Below are 13,388 nucleotides of genomic sequence, written 5' to 3' on the forward strand. Positions count from 1 at the left end.
CGATGAAAGATCAGAAAATCTCCCCAATTTCCGTTTTGGATCAAAGCCCTATGTTTGTCTGCGGTGTGATGCAGCGAATGTATCGCAACCGTGCTCAAGCTGAGCTCTCTCAGCAAAATTTAATGACACTCGAGATGGCAAGTGCACTGGCCGCTTTGGAAGAGTTTCAACCCATGAGTCAGCAAGCGTTGGCTGACGCGGTTCGAACTGAGCGAAGTGTAGCAAAGCGAATGGTGGATAATTTGGAAAAGCGAGGGTTTGTTCAAGTTTCTAAAAGTAAATCGAATCAGCGTCTCAAAATGCTCAGCATGACAAAAGAGGGGGCAAACGCTTTAAAGCAAGTGCATCAAATCATGACGAACTTACAGAAAGAATTTTTTGCTTGTTTGTCTGAATCAGAAGCGAGTGAGTTTTTTCGTTTGGTAAGAAAGCTCACTTTTGCAAATCACGACCAGTAGCTTATCTTAATGCTATCTAACGCGCCTTTACTTTATCGGTGATCAATTATATTAAGTCGTAAAACTTAAGAAATAGAATGCCCAACGTACACGTGATGGTAGAAAGTACCGTAGTGAGTGCGATGATATTTGCGGCTAATGTGGCATTGCCTCCCATAGAACGTGCCATGACATAACTGGCTGCTGCCACTGGGGAAGCGTTCATAAAGAAAAGAATACCTAACTCAATTCCTCGAAAACCTACTAAGTAAGCACCAATAGTGATCATTACGGGTGCCACGATCAGCTTGTAACTGCTTGCAAACCAAGATGGACCTTTCTCTTTTCTCATCAAGCTAAAATCGAGTGAGCCGCCCGTACACAACAGCGCTAAAGGTAATGTCATTTTGGACAAGTAGTCCCCTGCATCAATAACAACATTCGGTACTGGAATAGAGAGCAAATAGAAAGCCATCCCTAGGACGATTGAGATTATCAGTGGATTCCTCGTCAGTGTTCGGCCCATCATTTTTGCGGCTTGTGGGACAGAAGTTGCGCCCTTGGGAGATAAGCAAATAACTGCTTGGACGTTATAAAGAAACGTGGTGACCGCGACATAAAGCGCTGCTAACGCCACACCTTGAGAACCATACGCATTGGCAACGTAAGCGATGCCAATAATACCTGTGTTTGCTCGAAACCCACCTTGGATAAGAACACCTTGGTCAGGTGATGCTTTGAACAGAAGCTTGACCGAAAGGTAGGTGAAAATGAAAAACGAAATGCTAGCGATGACGCCGAAATTGACAAAGCCACTCGCCGCGGAAAAATCGTGTTCTGAAGCCACAATACTGACAAATAACATCGCAGGTAGCGTAACTTGAAACACCAGTTTAGAGCCCACTTCGATAAAATTATCGTTGATCAGTCCAATGCGTTTGAACACCACGCCAAGTATTAACATTAAGCAGATAGGGCCGGTTATCGACAAAGAGAATTGCAACTGATGTAGAACAGCTTCCATGTAAGTACCCGCAGCAAAAGAAAAATATTCCTGCTGTCTATTAAGCCATAAACTCTGGGAGACAGGATAGAAAAGTGATGAAATTTTCCTCTTTTGTTGGTTCCAGAACCATTTGCATTCCAAGTTATGGACGAGGTCCCAGTTTAACAAAGCTGTACTGGTTCTATGCGCGATATGTTGGTTTACTACTTATCGTGATGCATCCACATGCGTATTAAATAAAAGGGTTGGTCATTGTGGTTATGGATAGGAGTTCATCGATGAAAAGGAAACACAACAAAACCGTACTTTGTGCATTTGTCTCAGGTTCGGTGTTTGGTGCGGCTTTAGTCATTGCGATGTCTTTACCAATGTAATCGTTTCTGTAGGCTCTTTGAATACTTACGCTAATTCAATACAAAAACAGATTGAGTTCAGTTCGATGTACTGTTAGTTTGAAAACATGAAAATACACGTTAGCCCTTCATCAACAACCTTCTTTTGGTGGCGCTCTAAATAGAGCGGCACGGAATACTCACATTCTTAAGCTGCTGGATGGTAGCTAAGAGTGTTTGATCTTTTTATCTCCAGTAGCGATCTATTAAATACTTGGAGATAAATATGAACACCATTCAAAGTACATCACAGTGTGAAATTATCCTGACCGGCGATCGAGCGACAGGTCCGTTACACCTCGGGCACTATATTGGTTCATTGCAACAACGAGTCAAATTGCAAACGGAGCACGAGCAAACAATCTTGGTCGCGGACATGCAAGGGCTGACGGATAACGCGCATAATCCATCAAAGGTATCCTCTAATATTCTCAATGTCGTTGCAGATTATTTGGCTGTTGGTATCAACCCTGCTCAAACTACGATCACGTTGCAGTCTCAAATTCCAGCGTTAGCCGAGTTGACGATGTATTACAGTAATCTTGTTTCTATCGCACGATTAGAGCGAAACCCTACGGTTAAAAATGAGATTCAGAGTAAAGGTTTTGAACGCTCTATTCCCGCAGGCTTTTTAACGTATCCAATTTCTCAAGCTGCTGATATTACGGGGTTTCATGCGACGCTAGTACCAGTGGGTGATGACCAACTGCCGATGTTAGAGCAAACTAATGAAATCGTGAGAAAAATAAACCATCTGGGTGGAAAAGAGGTTCTTAGAGAATGCCGTCCATTACTTAGTGATGCCCCTCGGTTGCCGAGTACTGATGGCAAAAATAAGATGTCTAAAAGCATGGGGAATGCAATCAACCTAGGGGCGTCTGAAAAAGAGATTTCTGCGGCGGTGAAATCTATGTATACCGACCCCAATCACCTGAAAATTGAGGACCCTGGCCAAGTCGAAGGTAATATCGTATTTACCTACCTCGATGCCTTTCACCCTGATAAAGATTACGTCGAACAGCTAAAAGAGCATTATCGACGCGGTGGGTTAGGTGATGGTTTGACCAAGAAAGTGTTAGAAGAATGCCTACAAGAGATGCTTCGTCCTATTCGAGAAAAGCGTGCCATGTATCTAAATGACAAAGCACAGCTGATTGATATTTTAAAACAAGGCAGTCAGCGTTCTCGTGAGAAAACTGAACAAGTGCTATTTGATGTGAAAGATGTATTTGGTTTGAATTTGTTCTGAATTAAAAGTAGAGAGTTGAACATAAGGCACGATGGCTTATTAGCAACGTGCCTTTTTAGCTCCCAGCCAGTCAAAGCTGATTGTTAAGAAGAAAAAAACTCACGACGAAAATCCGCTACTTCTTGTTGGTAATAGCTTTGCCATTCCGGTTCTGACAAATTCGAATGGCTTGTGGCTCTTTCTTTTCTGAGTCTGGACTCAAGTTGTTGCAATGCTTGTTGGTAATCTCTGACTTGCTCTTTTTGCTCGGCAATTTGTTGCTGACGATCGTGAATCTCTTCGCTTTCGTCCTTCGTTAAGTAAGTTTTTTGCAGCTCTGCGATGATGGCTTGGCGATCTGGAAAGCTCATGCTATTGGGTATTAGGGCGACTGCACGCTCATATTTTGCTTGGTCGTTTGTAAGCCCGATAGCCTCTGTATTTTCTTGCCAGTCTATGATGAGTTGCTCGAAAGCTTGCAAAAAGCTTTCTGGACTTTGCGTGTTGAGCTGTTGGGCCTCTAAATTGAAATCGTATAGGGCGAACTCATCCGCGAAAATAACATCAGCCAACTCGCCCCAAATGCCTCTCGCCTCGGCTTTCAGTTGTGCAATACGTGAGGCTAGTGGTTGTTGCTCATCAAACAACAAATTACCCACACTTTCTTGCCATTGACTGTTGAGTTGATGGTAGCTCGCCAAAAGTTGAAATCGTGCTGACGATAAATAAGGCTCGAGCAAGGCTAACTGTTCCTCACAGTCGCGGTTCGACATACACTCATGCCAAAATGACTCAAGCTCTGCGACCAGTTTTCTCCCTTTGAGCAGAGTTAATCTCTCAGTCGTTATTTGAACCGCAGAAGGGAGCTCTGCAGTCTGTGGTGAAGCATCTGCATTGGGAGCGATATTGCTTGTTTTTAGTGATGTACTGGGGACGTTCTTATTTTTTGTCTTCGGATCAGAAGCGGACACGGCCGTTTCTTGCTGCCCATCTTGACTGAAAGTTAAAAACATCATGCCCGCCATAATGGCGGACATGATTATCAACGCGATTTTCTTCATGGCTTAATTGTTGCGCTAACTGGGAAATGGTCAGAAAGGTTGTAGTGTTTCCATAAACTCTCTGCGGTTGTGCGCGGCACGTCTACACGGTTGTCATTGAATGATTTCACCCCGTATTCGCTACTCACCATGACATAGTCAAGGTATTCCACGTTTTCGCCACCTGATAACGCTTCACCTGCGAAGTTATTGATACGGGGATCAAAGGTTGACTCCGTGTAACCAGAGTACTGAGGCTCTATGGCGCTTAAGTTAGCGATCATTTGTTGGTAGTCACCAGGGAACTTTCTTTTGTTGACGTTAAAGTCGCCGCTGTATACCACAGTTTCGCTTGAAGGAATGTTAAGAGATTGGGCGAGTGCGCGGATTTGTTTGAACTGGCGCTGACGATACTCACGGGCGGTGTCTGTATCGAAAGATGCGGTATGGGTAGCAAACACATGGTAAGCCTGACCACCTTTAATTATTTCCGCATAATTTACGCCTTTATCGGCAAAGCAGTCTGTACCAGAGCAATCGGGAAAGACATATTGCGCTTCATTCACGATAGGGTAGCGACTAACTATGATTACGCCACCATCATGAATATTAACGCCTTCTTTATCTAACATCTTTGTTTGGTAAGGATATTCCTTGGCTAACTCACGTAAGAATGCTTCACGGCCGCTGGCAAACACCTCTTGCAGCGCCAAAACATCGTAACCTTTTACATGTTGAGGAATTAGTTCGTAACGATCTCCAATGTGCGATGCAATAGCCGTCAACGCCCAGATGTTATAAGTCATCAACTTAAGGTTTTGTTCTTCGTTGTCGACAGACTCCGCTACCTTGCTTGGTGTGATGGTGTAGTAAAGATCGTCGTATCGAGCGGTACTGTCTGACTTAAATGCCAGTTCGGTTTCTCTCGTACCAAAAGCGTTAGTGTTGGCACGATGAATATTACGATCATCTTTAAGAGATAAATCGACATCGGACGCCGATAAGCCATATTCAATGGTTGAATTATACCAATGACCTTCCATGACCTGATTGAGTGTTATGCTTTCACCTTTAGGGCTAGAAACCACAGTTTCAAAACGGTAAGTTTGGTTTGATTTCACGCCTTCCCAACGATTGAAGCTCAATACAGGTTTGGTTTCCCACGGACCAAGTACTTGTACATGTTGCTGCCACTCTTCTCCGTATTGAAGTAAATCACTGCCTTCGTGCTTTACTTGAATAGTTAAAGGCTGATCAGAGTTATTGGTTAGATAAACATCTGTATCTGCAATGCTTGGCAATGCCACCAAGCCACTTAATAAAAGACCCCACTGCGATAATTTCATCTTATTTTTCCATCATTTGAACTAGAGCAATCATTCTTGTTTATAAATATTACTTGCACGTTAAATATGGATGACATCGAAGCCAGTACTGAAAATTGTTATCAGAATGTGATCTTTATTCAATGGTGAGGAGTCGGGGTAGAGAGTTAATGGTTGCTTAAGCGGCTGTAAATAATAGCGATGGTTAACGAATCGTACTCACTGCAATCAAGTTGTCATCTTCGCTCTATAAGTTGTGCGGCGTCATTCATCCAGCCACATGGCTAGAACTTAAATTGATAGATGGAGCACCATGGCTAGAGCAGTAAATCCAATCGATGAAACCATCATTAAATTACTACAAGACCAAGGTTTGATTAGAAGCGAAGCAGAAGCTCGTTTAAAGAAAGAGGTATACCGCTTACAGCCTAATGAGATTGAAAAAGTCAAAAATTATGCCCAGCACTTTGGCATCAACGCTAAAGAAAAACTCATCGATGAGATCTTAGAGTTGCGCCGGGAAGCGCTCATAAAAAAATGTAGACACAATACGGAGCATGCGAGCCTATCTCTAAAATAGCACGTGATAAAAATATCAATTACTGGTCAAGATTTGATCTCTCAGGCCGATGTATATAAGAGCGCTCAATGATATCGAGCGCAAAAAACAGTGTGTTTTAGAGGTTAAGCTTTCACTTAAGTGAGAGATTTGGAAAGGCTGCAGGGAGAAAGTGCATGCGTATTAAAGACTTAAGTGTCGTAAAGAAAATATCGGTTAGTTATTTAACCGTTTTTGCCGTGTTTGGTTTAGTGTCAGTGATGTTGGTACAAGGTTTGTTAACACTGAATAAAGACATCTCAGTGCTAACAGATAAAAGCTTACCTTCTGTTGCGATTTTGAAAGGTATCCAAGTTGATATTACTAAAGTGCGCAAAGATGAGTTCTCTTTATTGCCAAACGCAAATCACCCCAAAATTGGTGAGTGGTTAAAAGACCTCGACCAATGGCGTTCTGATGTGCAGGCTGGTATTGCAGAATACGAAAAGCTCGACCTTAATCAGCGTGAAACGCAGTCTTTTAACGTTTTTAAAGAAACCTGGAATCAATACATCAAAGAAACGAAGACTTACAACGCACTGCTAAGCCAAGGTGATGCTGAAAGTGCAAATGATGTGATTTTATCGAGTTTCGATACCTACTCAAAAGCGTTGAGCAGCTTGGATGATACCCTCGCGTTGAACGATGAGTTGGTGAATTTGATTGGCGAAGAAGTACAAAATGAAGCGGCATTTACACAATACAGCGCTGCTGTTGGTGCGCTCGTCGTCGCATTGGTCATGGTAATGTCTGCCATGTTGCTTTCTCGAGTCATTTGCGGGCCTGTTGATCGAGCATTGGAATTCGCTTCTAAAATCGCCAAGGGTCAATTGAATAATCAAATCGACGAAAGTGAATTGAGCAAAGACGAGTTAGGAACGTTGCTCAAAGAGCTTGTCGGTATGCAAACAAACTTACATTCGCTGGTTTCTGAGATTAATGACTCAACGATTCAGCTAACGGCAGCAGTAGAGGAAGTGAGTGCTATTTCTTCTCAGACCGCTTCTGGTATGCAAAATCAACAAATTGAACTTAGTTCGGTGGCTTCTGCGATGACAGAAATGCAAGCTGCTGTAAGTGAAGTGGCACAAAATACCGAAGTTGGCGCGACCTCTGCTTATTCGGCAACGGAAGTGGCTAAACAAGGAACGGCGACGTTACAACAAACTATCGCAGTAATTGAGCGTGTATCACATACGATCCAAGAGTCAGATGAACTGGCACGTGAGCTTGAATCTAGCTCAAACAATATCAATGTGGTCGTAGATGTGATCCGCGGGATTGCGGAGCAAACAAACTTGTTAGCACTGAACGCCGCAATTGAAGCTGCTCGGGCCGGTGAACAAGGACGTGGGTTTGCTGTTGTGGCAGATGAGGTTCGTTCTCTGGCGCAACGCACTCAAGACTCCACTTCACAAATTGTGGAAATTGTTAATCAACTACAAGAGAGCAGCAGCAAAATAGGGCATTCAAGCCGTGATTGTCAGGAGGGCATTTCTCAGTGTGTTGAGCAAGTCAATGACGCTGATAGCCAGATAAAAGAAATTGAACATTCTGTCGATAACATAGCGCAAATGAGCACACAAATCGCAACGGCGTGCAGCGAGCAGAATTCTGTATCCGAAGAACTGAATCGAAGTGTGGAGCATATTAATAGTGCTTCAACAGAGATGGCTGAGGGAGCTTCGCAAACGGCTGTAGCTTGCCAGCAGATCAGTAGCCTAGCGCACAACTTGAAAACTCGAATGGGTTCATTCCAGCTCTAGTTGTTGTGTTTCAGCTTTTTTCCTAACCTCATTGCTACAAAAAATAAGCCGGACGAAATGTCCGGCTTATTTATTCTCTGTCTATATAAATAAGTTCAGAGCATGCTCAATCTTGGGAGAATATGCTCGCTAGGCTGGAATACCACTATGGAACTTAAAATCTATATCTGGCGTAGAAATTAAATCCGCCTCAACTCGGCCAAAATAGGCTATGCGTTCGCTGATGTCTTTGCCCGCGATTTGCTCTGCTAATACAAGATAATCTTGATAGTGGCGTGCTTCTGAGCGCAGTAAAGAAACGTAGAATTTTGCGATATCGTCATCCATATGTGGTGCTAGTTTGGCAAAACGCTCACAAGATCGGGCTTCGATGTACGCACCAATGATGAGCTTATCGATCAGCGTTTCCGGTTCATGAGTCTTCATATGCGAAATGAGCCCTTTAGCATAGCGACTTGCTGGAATATTTTTATACTCAATTCCACGACTTTCCATGATCTCTAAAACTTGATAAAAGTGGTGTAACTCCTCTTTAATCAAAAGCACCATTTTATCGATCAAATCTTGGCTGTAAGGTGAGTTGGACTTAGCCATGATCGCTTTGGAAATATTGCTCTTACCTTTTAACGTTTCTAGTGAGCCTACATTGCGATAAGCAAAATCTTCATAGGGTTTAAACCAGTCAAGCAGAGCATGTGAACTGGATTGGTCAACGGCATACTTACGAATTAAAAACATCGCAGATTGGCCAGCTTTTAGCTCACACAGTAGGTGGTCTAATAAAATGGTTTGAAGGTTTTCTGGTTTCTTTGCTTCCTCTACCCATTCATCAGGTGTGCTGCATTGCAGAAATTGGTTAATGGGAGCAAGAAGATCTTGATAGGCGTCTAGATTCATCATTTTAGTTTTAGTACTTCACATTCTAATTGGGCATATCCGCTATCTTACGGATAGAAAAAGGCTGCGATTGCAGCCTTTATTGACCTTAGGTGAATGTTACCACTTTTTCTTCTCGCCGAAGAGTGCTTCCATGTCATTGTCGCGCTCTTTATCGGCGATCTGCTGCATTTCGGCATCACTTTTATCTTGGCGTTTTTTATCTAGGTCGCCCAGCATGTCTTCAAGCTTCTGTTTCGCTTGAATAGAGTAGGGATCGCTCTTTGTACTCAATGCATCGATACCTTTGCGTAGCAGTTGAAGTGCTGTACCAGGTTGACCTCGAGCGATTGAGTCGTTTGCTCTTTTAATGACGTTTTCGATGTTGATACGAATCTGCATCGTTTCTAAACGCGCATTTTCAGCGACATAAGTCTGGGTGTCGATACGGCCTTTATTATGTTCGTTACGGATAGTATCGCGGAGGCGTTTCACCAACTTAAGCATGACGATGGCTTGTTTATCACTGCTCGGCATTTTGAACGTGGTACTCTCGCCAGTGGGACCATTCTCTTTCAGTTGATCAATCTGTTGCTTCATGTTTTCGATACGTTGAGCAAGCTGCTTATTCTTCGGGTCAAGCTCATGCATGCTTTCTAGCGCGTCAAGAATACGATTGTTTAGACACAGCAACAGCTCCTTGCTAAAAGGGATATGGTGCGCATGACCAATCAACTCTTCAGTGCCATCAATCAAGGCAACATAGCGTGCGGACTCCTGTCTTTTCGCAGTCTCTACCTTGACCTTATACTGCAACATAATGTTATAGCCTAGGATCAACACCAGTAGGATGGCTACCAAAGCGATTATTAAACCAATATTCATATCTTTGCGTCTGCTTTACTTTTCTACGGCTAGCGTTAAAGAATACATGAATCTTATCTTACTCGGCACCCTATTTGTTTGATTATTTTGTCTCTCCCACGTTTTAGCTACTGATAGAAGTCACATCATAGAACTTCAGTCATTTATTGGCTCAACTTTATGCATATTGTTTCTATGTTGAGGATTATCAGTATGTGATTGAGGTATAAGTTAGAAATTACTGTTCATTTCGATTTGAACGCGTTATAACTAATTATTATATCGCTCGTCCGAGTGGCCAATAAATTATCTCATGAACAAGTAAGGGATTACGATGAAACTGCAGCAGCTGAAGTATATTGTTGAGGTTGTAAACCATAATCTGAATGTATCCGCGACGGCAGAAAGCTTGTATACCTCTCAGCCAGGTATCAGTAAGCAGGTTCGGTTGCTGGAAGATGAGTTAGGCATTCAGATTTTTGAACGTAGCGGTAAGCACTTAACACAGGTGACACCTGCTGGTGAAGAAATTGTACGTATCTCTCAAGAAATTCTCGCTCGTGTAGAAAGTATCAAAGCTGTAGCAGGGGAGCACACCCACCCAGAAATGGGGACGCTGAATATCACCACGACACATACGCAAGCGCGTTATGCTTTGCCGGATGTCATCAAAGGTTTCACTTCTCGCTACCCCAAAGTGTCATTACACATGCATCAAGGTACGCCGTCACAAATGTCTGAGGCGATTGCCAAAGGTACGGCGAACTTTGCGATTGCGACAGAAGCACTTCATTTATATCAAGATGCCATCATGCTGCCTTGTTATCACTGGAACCGTTCAATTGTCGTGCCTAAAGATCATCCATTAGCGAAGAAAGATAAGGTAACGATCAGCGATCTTGCCGCTTATCCATTGGTCACTTATGTGTTTGGTTTTACGGGCCGTTCAGAGTTAGATACCGCATTTAATCGTGAGGGTTTAACCCCGAGAGTGGTGTTCACTGCAACTGATGCGGACGTTATTAAAACGTATGTTCGCATGGGTATTGGTGTTGGTGTGATTGCGAGTATGGCTGTGGATGAAGAGCAGGACAGCGATTTAGTCGCAATAGATGCGAGCCATTTATTCGGGGCTAGTACGACAAGTATTGGCTTCCGTCGCGGCACATTCCTGCGCTCATACATGTTCGATTTTATGGAACGCTTTGCTCCTCATTTAACTCGCCCAGTGGTAGAGCAGGCGATTTCGTTGAAATCTAATGCAGAAATCGAAGAGATGTTTAAAGACATCGAGCTCCCGGTGAGATAACACTTCATTGATGTTTCGATTCCCTCTACAATGCGCTCGTTGTAGGGGGAGTTATGAAAACGCAATTTCAATTTATTAATGACTGCTTATTGGAAAACGAATCGCTATGGCGGTTTGAACCATTTAAAAGTAGCATTCACACCTCATTACCTTGGCAAGAGCAACACCCTCAGTTGTGCCAGTGGTTAGTGTCTCTTTCTCCCTCTCAAATCGAAGAGTATAAAGCGGAACCTGAACTCGCCTTAAAAGCGATAAGCGCGTTCGTGCCTCAACTCGAACAACTCGCTTATCACACGCGTTTAGAGTCTTTAACCTTAAATGGTTTGGCACTCGCTCGTGGTTTAGACAACGGCATTCCCGGACGTAAGCTGGAGCAAATCAGCTCGATGGGTGAAGCTGCAATTCAACAACACTGTGGCGAAGAATGGTTAGAGTGGTGTTCAGGGAAAGGTTATTTAGGACGAATCCTGGCAACACAAACCGATCAGCCTGTGACCAGTTTCGAATATCAACAAGCACTGTGTGATTCAGGGCAACAAGCTGCGAATGAACACCATTGGAAAATGACGTTTATTCAAGGTGACGCATTTGATAGCAAAGCAAAAGCGGTATTCAAGCCAACGCAACACGCGGTGGCACTGCATGCGTGTGGTGACCTCCATGTTCGTCTAATGCAGTACGGCAGTGAGAATGGGATTGCTGCGATGACCATCTCACCTTGTTGTTATCACTTGATTCAGTCGGAACAATACCAGCCGATGTCGAAACCGGGGAGGGTTTCTTCTCTCTCATTGTCTAAGCAAGAACTGCGTATCCCGTTACAGCAAACGGTGACAGGGGGGGAGCGTGTACGTCGCCATCGTCAGCAGGAAATGGTGTTTCGTCTTGGCTTCGATTTGATTACTCGACGAGCGTTAGGCATGGCAGAATATCAACCTGTCCCCAGTATTCGTAAGTCGCAATTAAGTGAAGGCTTTGAATCTTTGTGTCGCTGGGCGGCGGAGCAGAAAGGTATCGTTCTTTCTCAAGAAATCGATTTCGATCATTTTGAAAAGTTAAGCGAACAACGCTTCTGGCAAATGGAGAGAATGAGCTTAGTGCAACTGGTTTTTCAACGTCCATTGGAGATCTGGCTCGCATTGGACAAAGCACTTTATCTTGAAGAACGTGGTTATCGTGTTAGATTGTCAGAGTTTTGCCCTAAATCAGTTACACCTAGAAATATTTTAATTTGCGCATATAAGAATTAGTTATTTTTTATAGCTAAACGCTCTATATGAAAAAGCCCACTTATGCGTGGGCTTTTGTAAACAAAACGTGACAAATTGTGTTTTATTTTGTCATTAATTGAACATAGCGATAGCTTGAGTTGGTTCAACGTATTCCAAGTCAAAGCTTTCTGCTACTTCTTTACATGTTACTTTCCCGTGAATAACGTTTAGACCTTCAAGGAAGCCTTTGTCTTCTAGAAGTGCCTCACGGTAGCCTTTGTTTGCGAGTTTCACAATGTAAGGGAGTGTTGCATTGTTCAATGCGAAAGTTGAAGTACGTGCAACCGCACCAGGCATATTTGCTACGCAGTAGTGAACCACTTCATCAACGATGTAAGTTGGATCTGCGTGGGTTGTTGCGTGAGATGTCTCGAAACAGCCACCTTGGTCAATAGCCACGTCAACCACTGCCGCACCAGGTTTCATCTTAGCAATGTGCTCTTTTGTTACCAGCTTAGGCGCTGCTGCTCCAGGAATTAGAACGGCACCGATAACAAGGTCAGCTTCTAGAACATGCTTCTCGATAGCGTCTTCAGTAGAATAAACCACTTTAGCGCGACCTTGGAATTCTTCGTCAAGCTTACGAAGTGTATCTACGTTACGGTCTAGAATGGTTACGTCAGCGCGAAGACCAACAGCCATACGAGCTGCGTTTGCACCAACAACACCACCACCAACGATGACGACTTTCGCTGGCTCAACACCAGGTACGCCACCTAGTAGCAGACCACGACCGCCGTGTGATTTTTCCAATGTTTGCGCGCCAGCTTGGATAGACATCCGACCTGCCACTTCTGACATTGGTGCTAACAGTGGCAAACGACCCATATTATCTGTTACAGTCTCATAGGCTATACAGACAGCTTTGCTCTTGATTAGCTCATCAGTTTGTGGAAAATCTGGTGCTAGGTGTAAATAAGTAAATAAAATTTGCCCTTCGCGGAGCATTGCTCTCTCTACTGCTTGGGGTTCTTTTACTTTTACAATCATGTCTGCTTGCGCGAATACGTCTGCAGCATGAGGGAGAATGGATGCGCCGACAGCGATGTAATCATCGTCTGAAAAACCAATGCCGGCACCTGCATTGGTCTCAACTAAAACTTGGTGACCATGTGAGATGAGTTCTCTCACGCTTGCTGGGATCATACCAACACGATATTCGTGGTTCTTGATTTCCTTAGGTACGCCAATGATCATCCTGTATCCTCTTTCTATAATGGTTGTATTAACTGTTTGTAGGGTGTTATTGTCGAATTAATAACTAGTATAGTTATAG

General features: G+C 43.5%; 12 protein-coding genes. 6 read left to right on the forward strand and 6 right to left on the reverse strand.

Translation table 11 applies throughout. The features are described 5' to 3' along the window. Positions 1–2: 2 nt before the first annotated feature. Positions 3–458, forward strand: coding sequence for a MarR family winged helix-turn-helix transcriptional regulator (locus L3V32_RS02610; RefSeq protein ID WP_237283754.1), 456 nt, complete (start codon positions 3–5; stop codon positions 456–458). A 46-nt stretch (positions 459–504) separates the two neighbouring features. On the opposite strand, the gene L3V32_RS02615 is transcribed toward L3V32_RS02610, so the two are convergent. Continuing rightward, complete coding sequence (locus L3V32_RS02615; protein ID WP_012841966.1) at positions 505–1,461, reverse strand: AEC family transporter; 957 nt, start codon at positions 1,459–1,461, stop codon at positions 505–507. Between the two features lie 600 nt (positions 1,462–2,061). Here L3V32_RS02615 and trpS point away from each other — a divergent pair. Continuing rightward, positions 2,062–3,084: a tryptophan--tRNA ligase gene (trpS, locus tag L3V32_RS02620; protein WP_237283755.1), complete on the forward strand. Its 1,023-nt coding sequence runs from the start codon at positions 2,062–2,064 to the stop codon at positions 3,082–3,084. Positions 3,085–3,167: 83 nt separating this feature from the next. Here the strand turns inward: trpS and L3V32_RS02625 are convergent, their stop codons facing one another. Both L3V32_RS02625 and L3V32_RS02630 read right to left on the reverse strand, forming a co-directional pair. Beyond that, positions 3,168–4,124 (reverse strand): ATP-dependent dsDNA exonuclease, encoded by a 957-nt coding sequence (locus L3V32_RS02625; protein ID WP_237283756.1) that lies wholly within the window; start codon positions 4,122–4,124, stop codon positions 3,168–3,170. After that, positions 4,121–5,449, reverse strand: a complete 1,329-nt coding sequence (locus tag L3V32_RS02630) for a sphingomyelin phosphodiesterase (RefSeq protein WP_237283757.1) — start codon at positions 5,447–5,449, stop codon at positions 4,121–4,123. The genes L3V32_RS02625 and L3V32_RS02630 overlap by 4 nt, the downstream gene beginning before the upstream one ends. A gap of 292 nt (positions 5,450–5,741) precedes the next feature. Here L3V32_RS02630 and L3V32_RS02635 point away from each other — a divergent pair, with 292 nt between their 5' ends. Together L3V32_RS02635 and L3V32_RS02640 are read left to right on the forward strand one after the other, a co-directional pair. Beyond that, the gene (locus L3V32_RS02635; RefSeq protein WP_012841963.1) at positions 5,742–6,008 is read left to right on the forward strand and encodes a hypothetical protein; all 267 of its coding nucleotides are present in this window, start codon (positions 5,742–5,744) and stop codon (positions 6,006–6,008) included. Between the two features lie 155 nt (positions 6,009–6,163). Next, on the forward strand, positions 6,164–7,792 hold the full coding sequence (locus L3V32_RS02640; protein WP_237283758.1) for a methyl-accepting chemotaxis protein: 1,629 nt from the start codon (positions 6,164–6,166) through the stop codon (positions 7,790–7,792). Between the two features lie 129 nt (positions 7,793–7,921). On the opposite strand, the gene L3V32_RS02645 is transcribed toward L3V32_RS02640, so the two are convergent. Continuing rightward, positions 7,922–8,692, reverse strand: coding sequence for a tRNA isopentenyl-2-thiomethyl-A-37 hydroxylase MiaE (locus L3V32_RS02645; RefSeq protein ID WP_237283759.1), 771 nt, complete (start codon positions 8,690–8,692; stop codon positions 7,922–7,924). A gap of 96 nt (positions 8,693–8,788) precedes the next feature. Next, the gene (locus tag L3V32_RS02650) at positions 8,789–9,553 is read right to left on the reverse strand and encodes a hypothetical protein (RefSeq protein WP_005390808.1); all 765 of its coding nucleotides are present in this window, start codon (positions 9,551–9,553) and stop codon (positions 8,789–8,791) included. A gap of 313 nt (positions 9,554–9,866) precedes the next feature. On the opposite strand from L3V32_RS02650, the gene cysB reads away from it, so the two are divergent. After that, positions 9,867–10,841, forward strand: coding sequence for an HTH-type transcriptional regulator CysB (cysB, locus tag L3V32_RS02655; protein WP_006742885.1), 975 nt, complete (start codon positions 9,867–9,869; stop codon positions 10,839–10,841). 53 nt (positions 10,842–10,894) lie between these two features. Continuing rightward, positions 10,895–12,091 (forward strand): methyltransferase, encoded by a 1,197-nt coding sequence (locus L3V32_RS02660; protein WP_006742884.1) that lies wholly within the window; start codon positions 10,895–10,897, stop codon positions 12,089–12,091. A 93-nt stretch (positions 12,092–12,184) separates the two neighbouring features. Here the strand turns inward: L3V32_RS02660 and ald are convergent, their stop codons facing one another. Continuing rightward, a complete protein-coding gene (gene ald / locus L3V32_RS02665) occupies positions 12,185–13,309 on the reverse strand; it encodes an alanine dehydrogenase (protein WP_005378241.1) in 1,125 nt (374 codons plus the stop codon). Positions 13,310–13,388 lie beyond the last annotated feature (79 nt).

Origin of the sequence: Vibrio sp. J2-4, from assembly GCF_021728155.1 — a bacterium.
Lineage (GTDB): Bacteria > Pseudomonadota > Gammaproteobacteria > Enterobacterales > Vibrionaceae > Vibrio > Vibrio diabolicus.